The 23082-nt window shown below is 61.0% G+C and carries 20 protein-coding genes; 11 read left to right on the plus strand and 9 right to left on the minus strand.

Annotated elements, in window-relative coordinates:
- Nucleotides 1-58: 58 nt before the first annotated feature.
- Nucleotides 59-2080, plus strand: coding sequence for an FIST N-terminal domain-containing protein (locus H0Z09_RS18375; RefSeq protein WP_186692160.1), 2022 nt, complete (start codon nt 59-61; stop codon nt 2078-2080).
- Nucleotides 2081-2138: 58 nt separating this feature from the next.
- Here the strand turns inward: H0Z09_RS18375 and msrA are convergent, their stop codons facing one another.
- From msrA to H0Z09_RS18390, 3 genes are all read right to left on the minus strand, one after another.
- Entirely contained in the window at nt 2139-2645 is a 507-nt protein-coding gene (gene msrA / locus H0Z09_RS18380; protein WP_169378055.1) for a peptide-methionine (S)-S-oxide reductase MsrA, read from the minus strand.
- A gap of 109 nt (nt 2646-2754) precedes the next feature.
- A complete protein-coding gene (locus H0Z09_RS18385; RefSeq protein WP_186692163.1) occupies nt 2755-4101 on the minus strand; it encodes a hypothetical protein in 1347 nt (448 codons plus the stop codon).
- Nucleotides 4102-4174: 73 nt separating this feature from the next.
- Complete coding sequence (locus H0Z09_RS18390) at nt 4175-4681, minus strand: hypothetical protein (protein ID WP_186692166.1); 507 nt, start codon at nt 4679-4681, stop codon at nt 4175-4177.
- Between the two features lie 245 nt (nt 4682-4926).
- Between H0Z09_RS18390 and H0Z09_RS18395 the strand changes: the two genes are divergently transcribed.
- The 4 genes from H0Z09_RS18395 (at nt 4927) to H0Z09_RS18410 (ending at nt 9017) form a co-directional block, all read left to right on the plus strand.
- Nucleotides 4927-5964 carry an alpha/beta fold hydrolase gene (locus H0Z09_RS18395; RefSeq protein ID WP_186692168.1) on the plus strand — a complete coding sequence of 346 codons (1038 nt, stop codon included), beginning with the start codon at nt 4927-4929 and terminating at the stop codon, nt 5962-5964.
- A 92-nt stretch (nt 5965-6056) separates the two neighbouring features.
- The gene (locus H0Z09_RS18400) at nt 6057-6302 is read left to right on the plus strand and encodes a helix-turn-helix transcriptional regulator (RefSeq protein ID WP_186692170.1); all 246 of its coding nucleotides are present in this window, start codon (nt 6057-6059) and stop codon (nt 6300-6302) included.
- Nucleotides 6295-7530, plus strand: a complete 1236-nt coding sequence (locus H0Z09_RS18405) for a type II toxin-antitoxin system HipA family toxin (RefSeq protein WP_186692172.1) — start codon at nt 6295-6297, stop codon at nt 7528-7530. Before H0Z09_RS18400 ends, H0Z09_RS18405 begins: the two co-directional genes overlap by 8 nt.
- A 92-nt stretch (nt 7531-7622) precedes the next feature.
- Nucleotides 7623-9017, plus strand: a complete 1395-nt coding sequence (locus H0Z09_RS18410; RefSeq protein WP_186692174.1) for a PLP-dependent aminotransferase family protein — start codon at nt 7623-7625, stop codon at nt 9015-9017.
- On the opposite strand, the gene panB is transcribed toward H0Z09_RS18410, so the two are convergent.
- Nucleotides 9005-9820 carry a 3-methyl-2-oxobutanoate hydroxymethyltransferase gene (gene panB, locus H0Z09_RS18415; RefSeq protein WP_076953373.1) on the minus strand — a complete coding sequence of 272 codons (816 nt, stop codon included), beginning with the start codon at nt 9818-9820 and terminating at the stop codon, nt 9005-9007. The genes H0Z09_RS18410 and panB overlap by 13 nt on opposite strands.
- 150 nt (nt 9821-9970) lie before the next feature.
- Here panB and H0Z09_RS18420 point away from each other — a divergent pair, with 150 nt between their 5' ends.
- On the plus strand, nt 9971-10132 hold the full coding sequence (locus H0Z09_RS18420; protein ID WP_076953371.1) for a DUF2986 domain-containing protein: 162 nt from the start codon (nt 9971-9973) through the stop codon (nt 10130-10132).
- Between the two features lie 145 nt (nt 10133-10277).
- Here the strand turns inward: H0Z09_RS18420 and H0Z09_RS18425 are convergent, their stop codons facing one another.
- The gene (locus H0Z09_RS18425) at nt 10278-11492 is read right to left on the minus strand and encodes a YeeE/YedE family protein (protein ID WP_186692176.1); all 1215 of its coding nucleotides are present in this window, start codon (nt 11490-11492) and stop codon (nt 10278-10280) included.
- Between the two features lie 520 nt (nt 11493-12012).
- Nucleotides 12013-12810, minus strand: a complete 798-nt coding sequence (locus tag H0Z09_RS18430) for a DNA/RNA non-specific endonuclease (protein WP_186692179.1) — start codon at nt 12808-12810, stop codon at nt 12013-12015.
- 158 nt (nt 12811-12968) lie between these two features.
- Here H0Z09_RS18430 and H0Z09_RS18435 point away from each other — a divergent pair, with 158 nt between their 5' ends.
- A complete protein-coding gene (locus H0Z09_RS18435; protein ID WP_186692181.1) occupies nt 12969-14048 on the plus strand; it encodes an SDR family oxidoreductase in 1080 nt (359 codons plus the stop codon).
- Nucleotides 14049-14127: 79 nt separating this feature from the next.
- Here H0Z09_RS18435 and H0Z09_RS18440 read toward each other — a convergent pair whose 3' ends face one another.
- Nucleotides 14128-15345 (minus strand): MFS transporter, encoded by a 1218-nt coding sequence (locus H0Z09_RS18440; RefSeq protein ID WP_186692183.1) that lies wholly within the window; start codon nt 15343-15345, stop codon nt 14128-14130.
- 121 nt (nt 15346-15466) lie between these two features.
- On the opposite strand from H0Z09_RS18440, the gene H0Z09_RS18445 reads away from it, so the two are divergent.
- The 4 genes from H0Z09_RS18445 to H0Z09_RS18460 all read left to right on the plus strand — a co-directional run bounded on the left by H0Z09_RS18445 (nt 15467) and on the right by H0Z09_RS18460 (nt 20178).
- Nucleotides 15467-16141, plus strand: coding sequence for a TetR/AcrR family transcriptional regulator (locus H0Z09_RS18445; RefSeq protein WP_186692185.1), 675 nt, complete (start codon nt 15467-15469; stop codon nt 16139-16141).
- An 87-nt stretch (nt 16142-16228) separates the two neighbouring features.
- A complete protein-coding gene (locus H0Z09_RS18450; RefSeq protein ID WP_186692187.1) occupies nt 16229-16750 on the plus strand; it encodes a sigma-70 family RNA polymerase sigma factor in 522 nt (173 codons plus the stop codon).
- The gene (locus H0Z09_RS18455) at nt 16747-17697 is read left to right on the plus strand and encodes a FecR domain-containing protein (protein WP_186692189.1); all 951 of its coding nucleotides are present in this window, start codon (nt 16747-16749) and stop codon (nt 17695-17697) included. The genes H0Z09_RS18450 and H0Z09_RS18455 overlap by 4 nt, the downstream gene beginning before the upstream one ends.
- Nucleotides 17698-17772: 75 nt before the next feature.
- A complete protein-coding gene (locus H0Z09_RS18460; RefSeq protein ID WP_186692192.1) occupies nt 17773-20178 on the plus strand; it encodes a TonB-dependent siderophore receptor in 2406 nt (801 codons plus the stop codon).
- Between the two features lie 84 nt (nt 20179-20262).
- Here the strand turns inward: H0Z09_RS18460 and H0Z09_RS18465 are convergent, their stop codons facing one another.
- Together H0Z09_RS18465 and H0Z09_RS18470 are read right to left on the minus strand one after the other, a co-directional pair.
- On the minus strand, nt 20263-20721 hold the full coding sequence (locus H0Z09_RS18465) for an Hsp20 family protein (protein ID WP_186692194.1): 459 nt from the start codon (nt 20719-20721) through the stop codon (nt 20263-20265).
- 246 nt (nt 20722-20967) lie between these two features.
- Entirely contained in the window at nt 20968-22821 is a 1854-nt protein-coding gene (locus tag H0Z09_RS18470) for an ABC transporter ATP-binding protein (protein ID WP_186692196.1), read from the minus strand.
- Nucleotides 22822-23082 lie beyond the last annotated feature (261 nt).

Here is a 23082-nt window from a genome sequence, read left to right on the forward strand (position 1 = left end):
ATAACTTGATTATCGACACGCCTCCCCGCGCGTCCACATGATCGAGCCCCTCCCCACCATGAACCCACTCAACCTGCTCAAAAAAGCCCATCCCACCCGCCAAGGCTCTACCACCCTCACCTGCACCGCCAACGAACTCGACGCGTCCCTGGCCACCCTGCGAATCAGCCCCACCCTGATCACCGGTTTCATCTCGCCGCACCTGGACATCGACCAAATCGCCGCCAAGCTCAAACGCCGCTTCCCCCACTCCACCCTCAGCCTCTGCACCACGTCCGGTGAACTCTGCAACGCGCCCAATTCGCTGTATTGCGCCACGGGCGAGCGCTGGGACCGGATCGTGTTGCAGTTGTTCGACGACAGTGTGATCGCCTCGGCCGAGGTGGTGATGGTGCCGTTGGAATGTGAGGATATTCGCAGTGGTGGCAAGCGCCTGGGGATGCAGGAGCGGATTGCCAAGTTGGTGAGCAACATCAAGCGCGTGCAGGTGCGTACCTTGATCGATCATCGCGATACGTTGGCGTATGTGGTGTTTGATGGGTTGTCGGCGTCGGAGTCGTTTTTCATGGAGGCGCTGTATGAGTCGGGGCGGTTTCCGTGTTTGTTTGTGGGCGGGTCGGCCGGGGGTAAGGCGGATTTTCAGAAGACGTTGATTCATGACGGCCAGCGCAGTTATCAGAACCATGCGCAGATTGTGTTTTTGAAGACCGCGGCACAGGTGCGGTTTGGGGTATTCAAGAGCCAGAACTTCAAGCCGGCGGATGTGAGCTTCAGTGTACTGACGGCGTCGGTGGAGGACCGCACGATCGACCAGGTGATCGACAGTCACGGCAACATCAAGAGCATGGTGCAGGCGCTGTGTGATGCGTTCAGTTGCACGCCCCAGGCGCTGGAGGCGAAGCTGGCGGATTATTCGTTTGCGATTCGGGTGGGCAGTGAGCTGTTTGTGCGCTCGATTGCGCGCATCGACTATGAGCAGCAGATCGTGCAGTTGTTTTGCGACGTGGCGCCCGGCGAGGAGTTGGTGATGGTGCGGCGTACGCCGTTACGCGAGGCGACGCGGTTGGACTACGAGCAGTTCTTGCGCGGCAAGGGCGGCCAGCCGGTGGCGGGTATCTTGAACGACTGCATTTTGCGCCGGCTGAACAACGGCGCCGAGCTGGGCAGCATGGCCGGCACGTTTGGGGATGTGCCACTGGCGGGGTTTTCGACCTTTGGGGAGATTCTGGGGTTGAACCTGAACCAGACGCTGACGGCGATTTTCTTCTTTCGGGTGGCCAAGGGTGCGAGTTTTACTGACGAGTACGTGGACAATTTCATCGCGCACTACGGCGAGTTCAAGGCGTTTTTCCTGCGGCGCCAGGTGAAGAAGCTGGCGGGGTTGAACCATGTGGTGGTCAAGCAGATTGCCGCGTTCAAGAACAATGACTTCAGCACTACCCTGAATACCCGCGGGCTGGACCGCAATATCCTGCCGGTATTCGAGGGCCTGGCGGATTTGGGACAAGTGCTGGCCCAGGCCGAGCGTCAGCAGGAGGATATCGCGGCGCAGCTCAAGCATTATTCGGGTGAGTTGCATGCGTCGATGGATGACCTGGTGGGTACCATTGACCGGCAGAACACGGTGTCTGCCCAGGCCGGAGCCACGGTGGAGGGGCTGTCCAGCCAGGCGGATGTGGCGGTGGAAGGCGCGCGCACCCTGGCCGGGTCGAGTTTGCGCATCCAGTCGATCGTGCAGGTGATCCAGCAGATCGCCGGGCAGACCAACCTGCTGGCGCTCAACGCCGCAATTGAAGCGGCGCGTGCCGGCGACCTGGGCCGGGGCTTTGCGGTGGTGGCGGACGAGGTGCGCAAGTTGGCGGAAATCACGCGTAAGAATGCGGCGGACATTGGTGTGGATATCGACCTGTTGTCCAGCGAGATTCAGCGCGTGGCGCAACAGATCGAAGACCAGTCCACCGGCGTGGGCGCGCTGCGTGAGATGCTCGATGCGCTGGAGGCGTCCAGCCGCGAGACGGAAGGCACGGCGCAGCGCACCAAGACGATTGCGGACACCTTGACCGGGCTGACCCACGCCTAGGCAACAGCGGGATCAGACTAGGATGCGGCGCCCCAACTACTCGGGTGCGCCGCCCTCTTCAAGCCCGCTTCGGCAACGTCCAATTCGGCCGAATGAAGTGGCACGTATACCCATTCGGAATGCGCTCCAGGTAATCCTGATGCTCCGGCTCCGCTTCCCAGAACGGCCCCGCCGGCTCGATCTCAGTCACCACCGGCCCCGGCCACAGTGCCGAGGCATCAACGTCAGCGACCGTATCGTTGGCAATATCCCGTTGCTGTTCGCTCAGGTAATAGATCGCCGAACGGTAACTGGGCCCGAGATCATTGCCCTGACGATTCGGCGTGCTCGGGTCATGTATCTGGAAAAAGAATTCGAGAATTTGTCGATAAGTGATCACCGCCGGATCAAACACAATCTCAATGGCCTCAGCGTGGTTGCCGTGGTTGCGGTAGGTGGCGTTCGGCACATCGCCGCCGGTGTAGCCGACGCGCGTGCTCAGCACGCCTGGGTAGCGGCGCAACAGGTCCTGCATGCCCCAGAAGCAGCCGCCGGCGAGGATGGCGGTTTCGGTTTGGTTGGTCATGGTCTGCCCTTGCGTTTAATGGATACAGGGGTAGTTATGGGGCTGTGTTGGCCAATACCAAGCGTCAACGACGGTCAGCTGTCCGGTAAACGACGAAATGTGCCAGGCCTCAGGGTTTGAAGTTTTTCATCAGCTTGAAAAGGTGACCGGGCCAGAGCCATCGTGTCTTGGGTTGCTCCCCCGTGTCGGAGAGGGCTTGGAAGAGGCTATTGTTGCGCGCCTCGCTGGCGGGATCGTTCCAGGTTGAACGCTGTTGCGCTTGATCCGTTGGTGGCTCGGCGGGCTTGTACACCTGGCGGGTGGCTTTATCCAGTCTGTAACCCTCGGCCTTGCCGTACTCGGTGAGGCTCCATACACCGTTGACGACCTGTGTGACTGCTTTGGAAGGTGGGAGCCTTATATCCTTGTGCGTGGTGCTGACGACATGATCTTCGACTCTGGCTCTTTTGAAGGTGGTGAACTCACTGCCAAGTGGAGGTTGATCCGCGCCCTCACTGGAGAATTTTTTTACCATCCGCTCCAGGAAAGGTATGCCGCCAATGTTGATGAACGATCCGTGGTCCGGGCTCAGAATGTATCGCAAAAAGCCTTGGTCGATACGGGTGCTATTGATTGCCGAACCGTTGAGTATGCTGGAGGCGGTTGCGGCGTCCTCCGGCTTGAAATCCAAGGTCACTCGATACCCGTCCGTGTCGTAGCCATTATTGCCACTGAGTTGACGCCCGTCGCTGTAATAACGGTAGGTGCTGAGTGACATGACCAATCGATCGACGTAAGCCAGATCCGCGCCTTGCGACTGTGCATAGGCGTACATGTCCCCGATCAAGGCGCGATCATCAAGGGTCAGGAATTCGCTGCGTCTTTGAGTGATGTTCTCAAAGGTCGCCGGTGGCAAGGCGACGGGGGGTTCGCGATTGTTGAACAAGCGCGAAACCATGATGTCACGGCCATTGACAGAGACCGACTCCGAACTCGACGCAGTTGGAGACTCCATCGATTGCATCGTTTCCCAAGCTGCGCGTCGCTCGTTAACAGTGAAGGCGCCACTGTCATCGCGGGCAATCAGGTTGAGTTGATCGCGCCCAAGCCCGTTGAAGGGGTTTGTGTCGTGGCCGTTCAGGAAGTCAGTCGCTTGTCGCGCCCGTGCCAACAGTTCCGGGTGGGTGGTATTGGGTATTTCTGCGTCGTGTTGCGTGTTGTTGGCGAAATATTCTTCGCCTGTGATCGGGTCGAGCGGATCGGTGCTTTTCTGCTCCACACTGGCTGCAGCCCGCGTTGCCGCGTCACTCAGTTGAAGTGCCAGGATTGAAACCGTAGTGGAAGTGCCACGATTTGAAGAAATGGACGCGGCATTTTTGCTGTCCTCCGGCGACACCGGGCGCCGGGCTACAACGCTGGCGGCATCGTTTGCCGGGCGGGTGTTAGACGAGGACGTAGATGAACTGACGTTAATCATGGGTATTCACCTTACCTATGAACATTCATTAAAACGCGCATCATCGAAACGAGCGTGAGCGTTTGACACCTCATCAGTACCTATATTTAAAACTTACCAAGTCCACACCAGCGGGACGAGCGTAAGGTCGCGCGCCGCCTAAAACTTTATGATTAATCACAACCTTTGAACCATGACCGAAGGCTTGATCATTAAAAAACATCAATGTCCCGGAAGCATTTGGATAGATTTTTTCACAGCTATTTTGAGAACTGAACGGCAGAAAATAACATAACTGGATTTCTTCATTGATCGTCCCAGGATAGTAAGTTGTACGCCAACTAATCTCCAACAGCTGCTTGGGCCCCACGAGTGTTCCCGCAGGAATGTCGGGGTACAAAATGTCGAAGACTGCGAACCCGACACCGGGATCAATATTAGAATTAGACAATATAAGTACCGGACTGGGCGCCTTCATTTTACTAATCGTGTGCTCCGCAGCAAACGTATCAGCCTGTGTAAAAATAATAAAACCGGCAAACAGAGCAAGCGATAACTGACTTGCGTTCTTGCTGTTTGGAAGCACCATCAAGCTTTTCATAATCATCACCATAGAGTCGTGCATTAACACTTAAGGTTCAAATCAAGCCAGCTGTAAGATTCACGCCTCTACCATTGCACGATTAATTAACCGAAGAAAGCCATGCACTTCCTAAAATAACGAAGGACAACTCCGTCATACTTTAAAGTAGGAACGCGTCAGCCACTTCCTAGTCCCGCCTGCCCTCTACCAAAACGGCCTGTTTGGGTGCATGCTGCGCCACCTCATATCAAGGACGATAAACAGTGAAAACCGCCCTCGCCGCCCTCCTTTTGCTCTGCTTGACCGCTGTCGCGTCGGCTGAGGAAACCGCCATTGGTTTTCGAAGCACCACCCTGCCCGACGCGCAAAACCACCGCGCACTGCAAATGGTGGTCTGGTACCCCGCCGCCACCGCTGCCACCCCCGAACTGATCGCCGACAACCCTGTCTTTGTCGGTGCCCTCGGCGTGCCCGACGCACCGCCGGCTGCGGGTGAGCACCCGCTGGTGGTGCTTTCCCATGGGTATGGCGGCAATTGGGGCAACCAGGTGTGGCTGGCCAGCGCCTTGGCGCGCCAGGGTTATATCGTCGCGGCGGTCAACCACCCCGGCACCACCAGCAAGGACCGCAGCCCGCAGGTAGCCGCACAGTTGTGGCAACGCCCCAAAGACTTGAGCCGCGCCATCGACGCGGTACTGGCTCAGCCAACACACTTTGGCGCAGTGGCGAAGCAGCGGATTGCCGCAGTGGGTCATTCCCTCGGCGGCTGGACGGTGATGGAAATCGCCGGTGCGCGTTTCGATCCTGTGCTGTTTGCCCGGGACTGCGACATCCACCCCAAGCTGGGCGGCTGCATCGGCTATAAGCAGATGAACCCTGCCGGCACGCCAGTCGGGAAGGCCGAACTGGCCAAGGACTTGAGCGATAAGCGCGTTACCGCCGTTGTGTCCCTGGATCTGGGCCTGTCGCGCGGCTTCACCGACGCCAGCCTGGCCGCGCTGCCGGTGCCGGCGCTGGTGATTGCGGGAGGCGTACCCACCGAGGATATGTCGCCCGAATTGGAGTCGGCTGACATGGTCAGGCGCATGCCCAAAGCGTCGACGCAGTATATGGAAATCGGCGATGCGACCCACTTCAGTTTCATGGCGATCTGCAAACCGGGTGGTATGGCGTTGATTGAAGAGGACTCGCCGGGGGATGGGATGATTTGCCGGGATGGTGAGGGCGGCCGGCCACGGGAGGCGATTCAGCAGCAGGTTGTGGAATTGATCACAGCGTTTCTGGCGCGTACAGACTCCTAGTCGAAAAAAACGCTACTCAACGCAAAACGTATGGAATACGATGCATAAATATAAAATTTCGCATATCTGCACTGTATAGGATGCAATTTAATATGGAAGATTTGGGTCTGCTAATCAAAAGCCTGCGTAAGGCGGCAGGCCTTTCGCAAAGTCAGCTCGCGCTTCGGCACGGTATGAGCCGAGCAACCATTTCGGGGATTGAGAACAACACCATCCCTGAAGTGGGGGTCCGAAAGGTAGCCGCTATCCTTGAGGGGTTGGGCTATGAATTGACCGCGACGCCCAAGCGTCGCCGCAAGACGCTCGATGAACTGAAAGCAGAAAACTTCCATGACTAAAGAAAGCGAACGGCTGAACATCGGGGTCAGCGGCATTTTGGCTGGAATACTTGGGCGCAGCGAAGAAAACCGGCACGACTCGGTGTTCTCATATAACCAAGCGATTGCCGAAAAGGACGCGGTGTCCTTGACGATGCCGGTACGCTTGGAAAGCTACACCTGGACGTATGGAATCCATCCTCTGTTTGAGATGCACCTTCCCGAAGGGCATTTGAAAGCCGAGCTTGTACGCCGCTTCAGCAAGTCCGTACGTGGCTTTGACGACTTCGCCCTGCTGGGTATCGTCGGTCCGCACCAGCTAGGTCGCATCAGCGTCACCCAAGCCAGCGCTGGCGAATCGCTGCCTGAAATCAAACTCTCCAATCTGCTGATGTATGACGGGGCGAAAGACCTGTTCGACGATCTGATGAAAACCTACGCAGCCTATTCAGGTGTGTCCGGCGTTCAACCTAAGGTACTGGTGCGCGATGCTGGCGATACGGATCCCGATGTTGCGTGCCTCACCCACCGTGGCGCCACGCACTTGGTGAAGGCCTTCAATGATTCAGACTTCGCGCAACTGGCAGCCAATGAGTTTTTCTGCCTGCGCGCGGCCTTTCATACAGGCCTTGAGGTACCTGAATGCCAGCTAAGCCAGCAGGGCAAGTTTCTGGTGGTGAAACGGTTCGATATCCGGGATGGCGCCTACCTGGGGTTTGAGGATATGTGTGTTCTCTCCGGAAGGGGAACGGACAAGAAGTACGACGGCAGTTACCAGGGCTGCGCAAAGTTGATCAAGGCGTACGTTCCCCCTTCCCGCGTTACCAAGGCATTGGAAGACTTCTTCTTGATGGTGGCGCTCTCGGCCGCGATCCAAAATGGTGACGGGCACTTGAAGAATTTCGGGCTGCTCTATGAGCACTGCGCAGAAGACGCCGATGTTTGGCTCGCGCCAGCCTACGACCTCGTGACCACCACGGTGTATCAGCCGAACGACATCATGGGCCTGCTGCTCGGCGGCTCGAAAGCGTGGCCAAAGCGCAAGCTGCTGGTGCAGTTCGGACGTAATTCGTGCAATTTGACAGAGGCGCGCTGCAATGAATTGCTCGCCAGGGTACGCAGCGGCATGAACCGCGCGATGCTAGAGCTATCGGATTATCGAAGCACTCACCCGGCTTTTGAAGCGGTGGGCGAAAAGATGGCTGCCGCGTGGGCTGCAGGGCTGGCGAGAAGTATTGAGCCGGCGTAGACGTTGCCTGCCGGCTCAATGCACGTCGCTGCCCTCGCGACGTGCAAGCCTGTTAACCCGCCGGCCTGTAACAGCGGCCGCCAGGAATGATCATGGCTAAACCCAAAGACGCCGCCTTCGCCTATCAGGCCGTGTACCGCTACCTCGTCGAATGGATCGAGGCCAGCCCTGCCCAAGGTGATCGCAGGTTGCCGTCCCTGCGCCAATTGGCGCAGCGCCTGGGTGTATCGGTGTCGACGACCAAATACGCCTATGCGCTGCTTGAGGATGAAGGGCGCATCTACGCCAAGCTTAAGTTGGGGTACTTCACCCGTTCGATACCGCCGCCTCCATCGACTGATCACTCGCCCAGCCTGATCGACCAGGTCTTCGCCAGCGCCCGCCAGCCTGGAATGCTGGCCTTGAGCAGCGACGCCCCCGCCCTGTTGCTGTCGCTGGAGAACCCGCTGCTGCTGATGGAGCGAGAACTGGCCCGCCATTACCCGCGCTCACTCACACCGCTGTACCTGCCCTTCGGCGAACCGGAGCTGCGGGCGGCGTTGGCCGAACGCTATACCTGCTCCACTGATTGCTACTGGCAGGCCGATCAGGTGTTTATTGGCGCGGACCTGCACAGCGTGCTGGAGGTGTCGCTCAATGCCCTGGACCTGGCGGGCACCGTGGCGCTGGTGGAATCGCCCTGTTCGTGGGCGATTCTGCGCCAATTGCAGGCAGCGAACATCCGCGTGATCGAACTGGCCCTGGGCGCCGACGGGCGTTTCGACCTGCACGCGCTTTATGAACGGCTCACGCATGAGCCCATCGCCCTGGCAGTACTGTCATCGACAGTGAACATTCCCCACGGCAGCCGCATGCCGGACGAGGACAAGCGGCAGATCTGCCAGTGGCTGGCTGAGCGGGAGATCTGGCTGTTCGAAAACGACACGTACGGCGAGTTGTATTTCGCCCCCCAACCGGCGCGCTATCGTGACTTTGCCGCCCCGCACAGACTGGTGGTGTTCTCCAGCTTCGACAAGGTGATCGGCGCGGAGGCGCCCTATGGCTATCTGCTGTGCCGCGGGCATGGCCCGCAGTTGCAACGATTGTTCCTGGAGCGGGCGTTTCGTCTCTCGCCGATCCGCCAGAAAGCGATTGCCAAGCTGTTCACCTCCAGGCGCATCGACACGCATCTGCATAAGCTGCGCGCCTTGCTGCAGGACTGCATGGTTCGCATGAGAGGCTTGCTGGACCAGCATGGCAATGGTGCTTTCCACGCAATGATCCCGCAAGGCGGCGCGTGTTTCTGGCTTGAGGCCACACAGCCGGTCGACATGCAACGGGTGTTCGAGCGGCTGCTGGCTGAACGCATCGTCATCGCCCCCGGGGAGTTGTTCAGCCAGCATGGTGCCTGGAGACAACATGTACGCTTGAGCTTTACCCTCGATTGGAGCAAGGACATCGTTCGGGCCGTGGCGCAACTGGGACAGGCGATCCGTCAAAGTCCGTAGCAGTGCCGCGCCTGCGGGAAACGCCCATGGCGCACGTCTTCAGCAAAGCGCTCGCAGGCGTCGCGGATCACCGCGCCAACGTCGGCGTACTGTTTGACGAAGCGCGGTGCCTGTTCGCCGCCAAGGCCCAATACATCTTCTGTCACCAACACCTGGCCGTCGCAGGCGGGGGAAGCGCCGATGCCGATGGTGGGCATCGCCGAATCAAGGGTGATCTGCCGGGCAACGCCCTCGGCCACCCCTTCAAGCAACAGGCTGAACGCGCCCGCCTGCAAGTTGGCGCGCGCATCCTCGGCAATCAAGGCGCCGGTCTCGGCGGTAAGGCCCTGGGCCTTGAAGCCGCCCATGACATTGACGAACTGCGGCATCAGCCCTACATGCGCCATGACGGGTATACCGCGCGCCACCAGAAATTCGACGGTGCCGGCCAAGGCCTTATTGGCTTCCAGTTTGACGGCATCGCAACCGGTACGCGCCACTACTTGTGCGCAATTGCGAAAAGCCTGTTCATTTGATTCCTGATAGCTGCCAAACGGCATGTCGGCGATGACACAGGCCAGGCGTGTACTGTCGACCACGGCCCGGGTGTGGCCGATGATTTCTTCGAGCTGCATGCTCAAGGTCGAAGGCCGGCCATAACCGACCATAGCCGTGGAGTCGCCGACGAGGATGAAGTCGACCACCGGGTCGATCAGCTTGGCGATGGCGCTGGTGTAGGCGGTGAGCGAGACGATTTTCTGCTGGCCCTTCATGGCGACCAGTTGCGGGACGGTCAGGCGTTTGGTGCGGGTGTGGATGCTCATCAGTGTCTTCCGTTGTGCGCTGGAGGACCCGATTATTGGCAAAAGGGCAGGCGATTCAATGCACAGATCAGCGCTAAAAAGCGCCCCAGGGAACGGCCCCGGATTTTATGCTGGTATCATCCCGCGCCTGAACAATCCGGATAGAACGACATGAATCGCCAGAAAAAACTTAAGCAGTTGTTCAAGGCCAAAGCCAAAAAAGCCAGCGCCAAACTGGCGCCGAAAAGTAAGGATAAGTACATCAGCAAGGCGGAGCGGGAAAAGCTCGCTGCGCCAGCGGCTGAGGACTCAAGCCCTTCACAAGAGAGCTGATCGAAGGGCAGCCCCGGCCTCGTAGACCTACGATGGCGGGCCGGCGGCAATGAAGACGCCAGCAGTGCCGGCCCCTTCGCAGCCTCGCTGGGGCTCGACAGCTTTCACAGTGGAGCTTCAGCGCGAGCCAGAACCCGCGCACTGTTCAGCACCCGCTCAACACCGCCTTCGGCCGCTGCTCACCGGCAAAGAAAAACGGCCGCAACCGCACGCCCACGCTGTTGCCGATGAACGCCGCCACCAGCCACACCCAGCCATGCAGGCTACCGGAGGCGATGCCGCTGAAGTAGGCGCCGATGTTGCAGCCGTACGCCAGGCGCGAACCGTAGCCGAGCAGCAGGCCGCCGATGACCGCGGCGATCAGCGAGCGTGCCGGGATCTTGAGGCTGGGGGCAAAGCGGCCCGCCAGGCCGGCGGCCAGCAGTGCACCGAGGACGATGCCGATGTCCATCACGCTGGTGATGTCTTCCCACACCGGCGCGGCCAAGGCCTTGGCATTGCCCGGCATCTGCCAGAACGCCCAGGCGCTGACGTCCACACCCAACCCGCTCGCCACCTTGGCGCCCCACAGCGCGAACGCCGAGGTGATGCCCCACGGGCGCCCGGCCAGCGCCAGGGTGGCGTAGTTGAGCAACGCCAGGCCAATCGCGCCCCACAGCAGTGGCCAGGGTCCGCGCAGGAAACGGCGCAGGCCCTGGTGTTCGCTTTTGACCCCCTCTTCCAACTGACCGTGGCGGCGCTTTTCCAGGCGCACCGTGACCATCGCAATGATCGCGAACATGGTCAGGCTGGCGAGCAATGCCGGGAAGACGCCGAAGCTCTTGACGATGGAGACGGCGGGGAACGCAGGCAGCGCGAACCACCAGTCCACGTGGTGCGTGGCGATCAACGAGCCGCAGATAAAGAACAGAAGTGTCACCAGCATGCGCGCATTACCGCCGCCCACGGTGAACAGCGTGCCCGACGCACAGCCGCCGCCCAACTGCATGCCGATGCCAAAGATGAACGCGCCGAACACCACCGACACCCCGGCCGGTGCCACCAGCCCAACCACTGGCTGGCCGAACAAGGTGCCCGCCCCCAACGCGGGGAAGAACAGCAGCACCGCCAGCGCAAGCATCACCATCTGCGCGCGCAAACCGGCGCCACGGCGCTCATTGATAAAGACGCGCCAGGCCGACGTGAAGCCGAAGGCGGCGTGGTAGAGCGTCAGGCCCAGCGCGGCGCCGACCACCAGCAACAGCACCTGGCGCGAGCCAACGCTGTTTTGCAGGAACAGGGCGCCCAGTACCAGAATAATGAAGGCCACCAGCGGCGCGACGGGCTTTCGCGCAGGGGTGAGAGGGAGAGAGGTGCTCATGGGATATCTCGGGCTGTTTGAAGAGGTGATTCGCGGGGGGGTAAGTATAACCTCTTGAAGCGATATCCACTTGTGGGAGCTGTCGAGCTTCAGCGAGGCTGCGAAAGCGGTGGGTCAGGCGCAGAAAATGCCAGCAATGCCGCCGCCTTCGCAGCCTCGCCGGGGCTCGACAGCTCCCACATTTGATCTTCGTCGCGCCGGAGATTACGCCAGCCGCGACAACGCAAATCCACCCCACAAAAGCCGACCCCCTGTGGGAGCTGTCGAGCTTCAGCGAGGCTGCGAAAGCGGTGGGTCAGGCACAGAAAATGCCAGCAATGCCGCCGCCTTCGCAGCCTCGCCGGGGCTCGACAGCTCCCACATTTGATCTTCGTCACGGCTGGGATTACGCCAGCCGCGCCAACGCAAACCCAACCAACAAAAGCCGATCCCCTGTGGGAGCTGTCGAGCTTTAGCGAGGCTGCGAAAGCGGTGGGTCAGGCGCAGAAAATGCCAGCAATGCCGCCGCGGCGCTGAAGAGTTACGTCCGCCCCACCGAGCCCACAACCGGAAGGTTCCCCAACAATTTCAGCCCAGTGCTTTTGACAAAAGCTTCGTAGTCCATCGGCCGTTGGATGCGTGTCTCTGCATTAGGCAACACATACGCCCACGCCCGCTGGGAAGAGGCGTCGTACACCAGCTTGAACAGCCGCGTCGGCACCCAGACCTTGTTGTCGCCAATGGTGCCGTGGCCCGCATCGAACAGCGGCCCGGTAAAGACATACACGTCGCCGCCGGCGCGCGTGGCGAACTTGCGTACGTCGGCCTCCACCTTGCTCCAGATCTTGCGGTTGTTGGTGGGGTCTTGCGGCACCATGTTCGACAACGCGAAGGACTGCGCCATGGCTAAAGCACTCGGTGCGTCGGCGGCCGGGGATTGGTGCCCACGGTCCATCGCCGGGTGTTGGTCGCGATAGTCGCTGAGTTGCGCGCGCCCGGCCATGGGGATGCGCGGGTCGGCGTAGAAATGGTTGGTGCGCTCCTCGCCCTTGGCGTCGCGCAGTTGGCGCGCGTTGAGGCGCTCGACCACCAGCAACGGCGTTTTGCTGGTCTGCGAATACAACACCGCAAAGCTGTTGGAGCACAGCGCCAGGGGTTTCATCGACGCGGGAACGGTCGCGGTCTTGATCGGCGTGGCAGCGGGGAACAACGCGGCGCAGCTGTCGAACGAGAGCTGTCGTTGCTCAGCGGAATACAGGTCGATCGGGCCACGTGCCTGTGCTGCGGTGGAGAACAAAATCAAGGCCCACAGGCCAACTGCAAAAGTGCGTAGGAACATGCTTAGATCTTTTTACCTGAGGATGAACAGACGGCCAGGGACGACCGTGCGGGGCCTATGGACCCTCATAAACAGGATTAGTGCGCGCAGCCCTACAGATCAGGTTGAACCTCTCCTACGCACAGAGGCTCACAAACCTACATTCTCGGGAGAATCCTATGACCCAGACCGCATTAGTCGTGGGCGCCAGCGGCATCGTTGGCAGCGCCATTACCCAATTACTGCTTGAGCAAAACTGGCAGGTCGCCGCCTTGTCCCGACGGCCCTCGCAGGTGCCGGGGGTGATCCCGGTCGCCGCCGACCTGCAAGACCCGGCCTCGCTGCAACAGGCCCTGGCCAAGCTGAAACCCACCCATGTGTTCATCACCACCTGGTCGCGCCAAGCCACTGAGGCCGAGAACATCCGCGTCAACGCTGCCATGGTGCGCAACGTGCTGGACGCCGTGCGCCCCGCCGGAACGGTGCAGCATGTGGCGTTGGTCACCGGCCTGAAGCACTACCTTGGCCCGTTCGAAAACTATGGCAAGGGCAGCCTGCCGCAAACCCCGTTTCGCGAGGAGCAAGGCCGGCTCGACGTGGAAAATTTCTACTATGCCCAGGAAGACGAAGTTTTCGCCGCCGCGGAAAAGGACGGCTTCACCTGGAGCGTGCATCGCCCGCATACCGTCACCGGCGTGGCGGTAGGCAACGCGATGAACATGGCGACCACCCTCGCGGTCTACGCCAGCATCTGCAAACACACCGGGCGCCCCTTCGTATTTCCCGGCTCACGCGTGCAGTGGGACAGCCTCACCGACATGACCGATGCGCGGCAATTGGCCAAACAACAGCTGTGGGCAGCCACCACACCGGCGGCGGCGAACCAGGCGTTCAACATCACCAACGGCGATGTGTTTCGCTGGAAGTGGATGTGGGGCCGGATTGCGCACTACTTCGGCCTCACGCCGGCCGACTTTCCCGCAACGCCCGCCCCGCTGGAACAGCAGATGGCCGATGACCAGGACAGCTGGCGCCAGATCGCTGCAGAGCACGGGCTGAAGGAAACCGATATCGGCCGGCTGATTTCGCCCTGGCACACCGACGCCGACCTCGGGCGGCCCATCGAGGTGGTCACGGACATGTCCAAAAGCCGCATGATGGGGTTCACCGCCTACCAGGCCAGCGACCAGGCGTTTTTCGATGTGTTCGACACATTGCGTGAAGCGCGGTTGATTCCGGGTGGCGTCAACCCTGCCTGATTGAGGGTCGCACCGGTGATCAGCGCTGAGCAGATGACCCAGTTGTTTTCTGTGGTCGTCCGCTCAGGCGCTGCTTGCTTCAATGCCCGACCACCGCCGCCCCATGGGCAGACCGTCGTCCCGGTCTGAAGCCATGGGCATGCGCCGCCCCTGCGATGACCAGCGCCACCGCCAACAACACCAGCATCGCCCAAGGAAACACCGCCACGCCCCAGCGGTCGAGCAGCACCCCACCGACCACGCCGCTGCCGGCAATCGCGCTGTTCCACGCCACCACGTTCAGCGACAACGCCACATCCGCGCCGTCGCCCGCCGCATCGGCCAGCGCGGTTTGCAGCAAGGTGGCCGCGCCGCCGAAACTCAGGCCCCATACGGCCACGCCGAGGTAGATCACCAAAGGCGCACTGCCCATCAAGCCAAACACCACGCAGACCAGCGCAAATAGCATCAAGCTCACCAGCACGGTTTTGCGCAGCAACGCCTCGACCCGCTTGGCCGTCAACCAGATCCCCACCAGCGCAGCCGCCCCGAAGACCAGCAGCACCAGGTCGACCCGATCGGCAAGGCCCGCCGGCGCCACGAACGGGGCGATGTAGGTGTACAAAATGTTGTGCGCCAGCATCCAACTGATCACCACCGCCAGCACCGGCCGTACCCCCGGCGTGGTCAGCACCTTACGCAGCGACACACGTTGATGGGCGGGCTGCGGCGCGTAGTCCGGGACCTTCACCAGCACCCACGCAATCAGCGCCAGGCTCATGGCCGACATCAGGCCGAACGTGGTGCGCCACCCCACCAACCCACCCAGCCAGGTCCCCAGCGGTACACCCAGGGATAACGCAATCGGCGTGCCGACCATCGCCAACGCCAGCGCCCTGCCCTGTTGCTGCGGCGCGACCATGCGCCGGGCGTAACCGGCCAGCAGGCTCCAGGCCAACCCTGCCGCCACGCCGGCAAAGAAGCGCGCGACCAGGATCACACCATAATGGGAGGACAGCGCCGTGATGGAGTTGAACAGCAGGAAGCCAACGATGGTCAGCAGCAGCACATTGCGCCGGCGCCAGCCTCGGGTGGCGATGGTCATGGGGATCACCGCCAGCACCGAGCCCAACGCATAAGCGGTGACCATCTGCCCGGCCATGGACGGGGAAATCGCCAAGCCGTCGCTGATCAACGGCAAGAGACCGGCCGGCAGGGTTTCGGTGACGATGCAAATAAAGCCGGTCATGGCCAGGGCGAGCAAGGCGCCGATGGGCAGGCGGTCGGATGACGCCGATAAGGTCAGTGATGGTGTCACGGGCAACTCCTTGAGCAAGACTTAGATACTGATCGATATAGATGTTGCAAGGCGCGGCCGCACATTGTCAACGACTTATGTATCGACTAGTATTTATCTCGCTATTCACCGGAGACCTGACATGGCACAAATGGGCCGCCCCCGCACTTTCGACCGCGAACAGGCCGTGGAACAGGCCATGCACCTGTTCTGGCAGCACGGCTACGATGCCACTTCCCTCGCCCAACTCAAGGCGGGACTGGGTGGCGGTATCTCTGCGCCGAGCTTCTACGCCGCGTTCGGCTCCAAAGAGGCGCTGTTCGACGAATGCGTGCAGCGCTACCTGACGACCTACGCCCAGGTCACCGAATGCTTGTGGGATGAAAGCCTGCAACCGCGTCAGGCGGTTGAAACAGCGTTGCGCCAGTCTGTACGCATGCAATGCGAGGATGGGCATCCCAAGGGCTGCATGGTGGCGCTGGGCGTGATGAGTGCGCCCAGCCCGGAGAATGCACGGGTGGCGGATGGGTTGACGCAGTCGCGGCTGCGCACGCGGGCCGGGATCGTGGCGTGCGTGGAGCGCGCGGTGCGTATGGGGCAATTGCCGGACACGATCAACCCGGCCGTGATGGCGGCGGTGTTCGACAGTTTCCTGCAGGGTGTTTCGATCCTGGCACGGGACAATCTACCCCACGCAACTCTCGACGCGGCGCTCAGCCAACTCCTGCTGACCTGGGACGTTGCCGCCTCTACCGCACCGCCCGTTCGTCCCGACACCGCACCCAAGAACCCCTGCTTATCGACCCCGACCACCTAAATACAGACCGTGCGCCGGCCACGCTTGCATTCGCTGATGGCACACCGCTAATCTTGCGAATAATTCTTATCCGCAGACTTACCCTCGATGCCGGCCAGCAACCCTACCTTGAACCAGGCTGTCCATATGCTCTACACCGAGCACCATGGCTGGTTGTTCGGCTGGCTGCGCAAAAAGCTCGGCTGCCCGCATAACGCGGCGGATCTTTCCCACGACACCTTCATGCGCATACTCGCCTCCCGCGACGCGCTCGGTGGGATGCGCGAACCACGGGCCTTCCTGACGACCACGGCGCGCCACCTGATCATCGACCGCGCGCGCCGTCGCCAACTGGAGGATGCGTACCTGCGGGAACTGACGCTGACCATCGAGATGATGGAGCAGTGCCAGCAGTCGCCGGAGCAAATCCTGGTGACCCTCGAAGCGTTGGAGCAGATCGCCTTCGTGCTCGACGGTCTCGCCCTGAATGCGCGGCAGGCGTTCCTGCTGTACTTTCTCGAAGGCCAGCGCCAAAGCGAGATCGCCAGCCGCCTGGGCATCTCCGAGCGCATGGTGCGCAAACACCTGATGAATGCCTTGCTGCATTGCAACCACGCGCTGGACGTATGAGCGCCGACCTCGACCAGCAAGCCGCCAACTGGGTAATCCGCCTCAACGAAGGCAACCTCAGCGAGCGCGAACACCAGCAATTGGAGCGCTGGAAAGCCGCCGACCCACGGCATGCCGCAGCCTTTGAGCGCATGCAGGGTTTTGTCGGACGCCTGCAGGCGTTGCGCCCGCAGCAGGCGCCGGTGCAGGCTGCGCTGGAAGCCGTGCGGGTTCGTCGGCGCAACCCGGCCGGCCGCGTGCTGCTGGGGTTGCTGCTGGCATTGCCGGTGGTCCTGGCGCTGCGGGCCTACCCACCCAGCTATCTGCTGGCAGACCAGCGCACCGCGCCGGCGCAATGGCAACGCATCGATCTGCAAGACGGGTCGCAACTGACCCTCAGCGGCAACAGCGCCGTGGATTTGACCTTCGACGGCCAGCAGCGCCAGGTGCGTTTGCTGCGCGGTGAAATCCTGGTACAGGTGGCCCATGATGCGACGCGACCCTTTACCGTGGTCACCGACGACGGCCAAGTGCGCGCCCTCGGTACGCGCTTCACGGTCAAGCGCGAGTCGCCGGGCACCCTGCTCGGCATGCTTGAATCCAAGGTCGCCGCTACCGGCGCCAGCCAGCAGAACGCTGTGCACGTCAGCGCCGGCGAGCAAGCGCGTATCACGCCGGATGCCGTGACGCTGCTGGGCAAGATCGACCCACGTACCACCGACGATGCCTGGCAACGCCATCAACTGGTGGTGCAGGACTGGCCATTACCACAGGTGCTGGACGAACTGGCGCGCCAATACGGCGGCCATGTGCAGTTCGACCGCGAGCAACTGGCGGACCTGCGCGTGTCCGCGGTATTGCCGCTGGATAACCCGCGTCGCGCCCTGCAGTTGATTGCCGATGGCCTGCCGGTGCGGATCCGCGCGTTCAGCCCCCTGTGGTTGCAGATCGAGCGTGTTGAAAAATAGTCTGGCGTGCCGGGTTCCGCTTTTCACGACTGCTGCGTCAAGGAAGAAAGCACCTCAATAACAGGAATGTCTTCCATGCACCGCCACTTTAAGCGTTCTCCCTTGCCCCTCGCCCTGGCGCTCAACCTGGCCAGCCTGGCGACGCTGAGCCTGGCCGTCAGCAGCCCGGCGGCGGCACAGGAAACCACGCGTTATGCCATTGCCGCCGGCGCCTTGGGCCCGGCATTGAACCTGTTCGCCCAGCAGGCGCACGTGGCGCTGCTGTTCGACAGCAAGACCGTCGCCGGCCTGGACACTGCCGGTTTGCAAGGGCAATACCCGGTGGCGCAGGGCTTCGCCCAATTGTTGCGCGGCAGCGGCTTGCAGGCGGTGCAAGGCGCCAACGGCTACGTGCTGGTGCCACTCGACACCCGCGGCTCGCTCGAGCTGGGCCCCACCGCCATCACTGGCCTGAGCGAAGAGCGCAGCACTGAACACGTCAAAGGCTATGTCGCCACGCGCAACCTCAGCGCCACCAAGACCGACACCCCGATCATCGAAACCCCGCAATCGCTGTCGGTGGTCACCAGTGACGAGATCCGCGACCGCCAATCCGAAACCCTCTCGCAAACCCTGGACCTTACGCCCGGTTTCACCAGCCAGCCGACCAGTTTCAACCGCACTTCGGACCGCTTCCGCATTCGCGGTTTCGATGTGGAGTCCGCCACGGGCGGTTCGCTGCGCGACGGCCTGCGCCTGCAAAACAACTCCTACGACGGCGTGCAGGAACCTTATGGGCTGGAACGCGCCGAGGTGATTCGCGGTGCGGCGTCGGTGCTGTACGGCCAACTGTCGCCGGGCGGCTTGATCAACACCGTGAGCAAGCGCCCCAGCCAGACGCCGTACCACGAGATCAACCTGCAAGCCGGGCAGAACAACCGCAAGCAATTGTCTGCCGACTTCACGGGCCCGTTGGGTGACAGCGACACCTTGAGTTATCGCCTGACCCTGCTCGACCGCAAGAGCGACACCGCGGCCGACCATATCCAGAACGACAAGGTCTACGTCGCCCCGGCCCTTACTTGGCAGCCCGATGACGATACTTCGCTGACCTTGCTGTCGTTCTATCAGAAGACCGAGACCGGCTTCTCCGCGCCCCTGCCCTATCAGTTGACCAAAGGCGTGGGCAGCGGCAGGTTCCAGATTGGCCGCCACGACTTCATCGGCGAGCCGGACTATGACGAAATGAACGGCGAGATGTCGGCGCTGGGCTATGAGTTCGACCACCGCTTCGACGAGCACACGCGCATCAGCCACAAGCTGCGGTATTACCAGTCGGATGTGACGTGGCGGTACCTGCAAGTCAACACCGCCGGCATAGCAACCGCGCAAACCAGCGGCATCCTGCGTCGCCAATACAGCGACCGCCAGGAGCGCTCACGAGGCCTGGCCAGCGACACCAACGTCGAGAGCAAATGGCAATTCGGTGACTGGCAGCACACCTTCCTGCTGGGTTTCGACGGTTATGACACGAGCTACGATTCGCATAACTTCCGTGGGAATGCACCGTCGCTGAACCTGGCCACCTACCAGTACGGCCAGCCGGTGGTGGTCAATAAAAACCCCGCCACCGACCGTGGCTCGCAGATCGACACCCTGCAAAAAGGCATCTATTTCCAGGACCAGATCAAGTTCGATGAGCGTTGGATTTTGCTGTTGGGCGGCCGTCACGACTGGGCGGACCAGCACACCGAACTGTTCCGCAATTCGGCCGACAGCGGCAAAAGCGATGAAGCCACCACCTGGCGCGCGGGCCTGGTGTACAAGGCCGACAACGGCCTGGCGCCCTACATCAGCTACAGCGAATCCTTCTTTCCGGTGGCCGGCACCAACAAGGCGGAGCAAAGCTTCGTGCCCACCGAGGGCAAACAATATGAAATCGGTATCCGCTATCAACCCGAAGGCAGCGCCACACTGCTGAGTGCCGCGGTGTACCAGTTGGAACAGCGCAACGTGCTGAGCCAGGACCGCACGGATATCAACTTCTCGGTACAGGTCGGCGAAGTGCGCTCCCGGGGCTTCGAGCTTGAAGCCAAGACCGAAGTCACGCCCAACCTCAGCCTGATCGCGTCCTATGCCTACATCGACGCACGCATTACCAAAAGCGATATCGCCAGCGAGATCGGCCAACGCAGCGAAGACACCCCTTACCACCAGGCCGCCCTGTGGGCCGACTACCGCCTGGCTGCACTCGGCATCCCGCAACTGCGCATCGGCGGCGGCGCCCGCTACAAAGGCACCACCCAAGCCTCCGGCGTGCCGTCGGCAATGCCCGCCTACACCCTGTACGACGCCCGGGCCAGCTACGAAATCGACCCCCATTGGGAAGTCGCGCTCAACGCGAACAACGTGACCAACAAACGCTACACCTACTGCGAGTTCGCGATTTGCCGGTATGGCGATGAGCGGCAGTTGGTGAGTTCGTTGACGTATCGCTGGTAGTGACGGGTATCTGGTACGGACCGGACAGAGGGTAGACAAAACAAAACCGGAGGCGCCGCGATGGGCGCCTCCGGTTTGTTCAACTCACTGCTCGCTGATGGTTTTCACATCAGCCTTGGCAGCACCACCAATCGCAATGCGCTTGGGCTTGGCTTCCTCAGGCACGATCCTGAGCAGATCGATGCTGAGCAAACCATTGGCAAGCTGTGCGCCTTGCACCTCGATATGGTCCACCAAGCGGAACGACAGCCGGAACGCGCGCTGGGCGATACCCTGATGCAGGTAGGTGATGTTCTCATCGTGCTCGCGCTTGCCGCCGGAGACGGTCAACACGCCTTTTTCCACCTGGATCTCCAGGTCATCCTCAACCAGGCCTGCGGCCGCAATGACGATTCGGTAATGGTCATCGCCGTGTTTTTCCACGTTGTGAGGTGGATAGGTGGTACCGGCCTCGCTGCGAAGCGCCGATTCGAAAAGGTCGTTGAACCGGTCAAACCCAACGGAATGACGGAACAGTGGGGCCAAGGAAAGAGTAGTAGCCATTGCAAAATCTCCTGAGTTTTCTCCAAGTGATTTGATACGCGACCCGTCTTCGGCATCGCGTAAAACCTATGTAGGTTCAGGGGGAAAATTTTCAAGCGTCGCACCAAAAAAATTTTTAGTGCCGTGCCCTGCCTGTAAACCGGGCCCCTCCAATGCTAGTCAGTTGAGCGCAGCTCCCACATTTGATCTTCGTTGCTTTGAGTATTGCGTTCGCTTAACTGATCGGCAGTGGCCCCCCACTCATGCCTATTCCAGGGTTTGCGCCACGCCCTGATCCTCCCCCAGGAACCCGCCGCTCTGGTGATGCCACAGCCGCGCATAGGTGCCGTTCTTCTCCAGCAGTTCGGCGTGGGTGCCTTGTTCGATGATGCGCCCGTTATCCATGACGATCAGCCTGTCCATGGCCGCAATGGTCGACAGCCGATGGGCGATGGCAATCACGGTCTTGCCCTGCATCATGTCATCCAGGCTTTCCTGGATCGCCACTTCGACTTCCGAGTCCAGCGCGCTGGTGGCCTCATCCAGCAGCAGGATAGGCGCGTTCTTCAACATGACCCGGGCAATCGCGACGCGTTGGCGCTGGCCGCCCGACAGCTTGATGCCCCGCTCGCCGACCAGGGTGTCGTAGCCGTTGTGGCCTTGTTTGTCGCTCAATTGGCTGATGAACCCATCGGCCTGGGCGCTGGCCGCCGCGCTGCGGATTTGCTCGTCGGTTGCATCGGGACGGCCATAGGCGATGTTCTCGCGAATCGAGCGGTGCAGCAGGGACGTGTCCTGGGTGACCATGCCAATGGCGCTGCGCAGGCTGTCCTGTGTGACATGGGCGATGTTTTGCCCATCGATCAGAATCGCGCCCTTGTCCACGTCGTAGAACCGCAACAGCAGGTTGATGAGCGTGGATTTCCCGGCGCCGGAGCGCCCCACCAGGCCGATTTTTTCTCCCGCGCGAATGCTCAGGCTCAGGCCATCGAGCACTTGGCGCTCGCCGTTGTAATTGAAGCTCACGTCGTCGAAGGTCACCGCGCCGCCGGTGGTCACCAGCGCGGGTGCCTGCGGCGCATCCTGCACCTTGGGCCCACGCGACAAGGTTTGCATGCCGTCCTGCACGGTGCCGATGTTCTCGAACAGCCCGGTCATCTGCCACATGATCCAGTGCGACATGCCATTGATGCGCAGCGCCATGGCCGTAATCGCCGCCACCGCGCCCGTGCCGACTTCGCCTTGGTGCCACAGCCAAAGCGCATACCCGCCAGCGCCCATGATCAAACCAACCACCAAGACCTGATTGACGATCTCGAACTGGCTGACCAGGCGCATCTGGCGAAAGCCGGTTTGCTTGAAATCCTCCATCGCCGCCCGCGCAAAATGCGCCTCACGCTTTGAATGAGAAAACAGCTTCACCGTGGTGATATTGGTATAGGCATCCGAGATACGCCCGGTCATGGACGACCGCGCATTGGCCTGCTCCTGCCCGACTTTGCCCAGGCGCGGCACGAAATAGCGCATGGCCAGACCGAACAGCGCCAGCCACGCAATGAAAGGCAGCATCAGCTTCGGATCGAAGCCAGCGGCCAACGTGATGATCGCGATGAAATACACGCCGATCCCCGGCGCGATCTCGATCAACGTGAACAACACCTCACGCACCGACAACGCCGTCTGCATCACCTTGGTCGTGACCCGCCCGGAAAACTCATCGGAAAAAAACGAAAGACTCTGACGCAGCATCAGCCGATGAAAATCCCAGCGCAGCCGCAACGGAAAATTGATCGCCAACACCTGGTGCTGCACCATCGTGCGCAACGCCACCAGCCCGATGCTGATCACCAACACAATGCCGATGCCCCACAGCACACGACTTTCCTGCCCGGCCGCTTCGCCACCGGCTTGCCAGGTCGACAACAGGTCCACGACCTGCCCGAGAAACGAAAACAGCCAGGCTTCATAAACCGACACAGCGGCACTGAGCAGCGCAAGCAAGAGGATATAACCCCGCGCACCACGCGTGCAGGCCCACAGAAACCGCGCCAGGCCGTCCGGTGGTGGCGGTGTTTCGTCAGGGGGGAAAGGGTCGAGCCGTTGTTCAAATTTGCCAAGCATGGAGTTCTCCAAAACGATCCAGTGGGTGGATTCTGGCATTTAAACGGGGTGTTAAGGGACGTTTGAGGGGTGAATGGAATTCCTTGGGCATTGCCAAGCCGATTTGAAGGGGCTGGTTGGGAGGTAAAAGCTGATGCACAAAATGGTGATCTGGCTCCGCGGCTTGGCCTCAAGTGATTAACAGTCACTTGCTAGCTGTAAGGCGCACCGCGGCCACGACGAAATGTGGCGAAGGGATAGAATTGCTGCATAGCGTGAGTC

The sequence above is a fragment of the Pseudomonas sp. SWRI18 genome (assembly GCF_014268345.1).
In the GTDB taxonomy this organism is placed as follows: Bacteria; Pseudomonadota; Gammaproteobacteria; order Pseudomonadales; family Pseudomonadaceae; genus Aquipseudomonas; species Aquipseudomonas cedrina.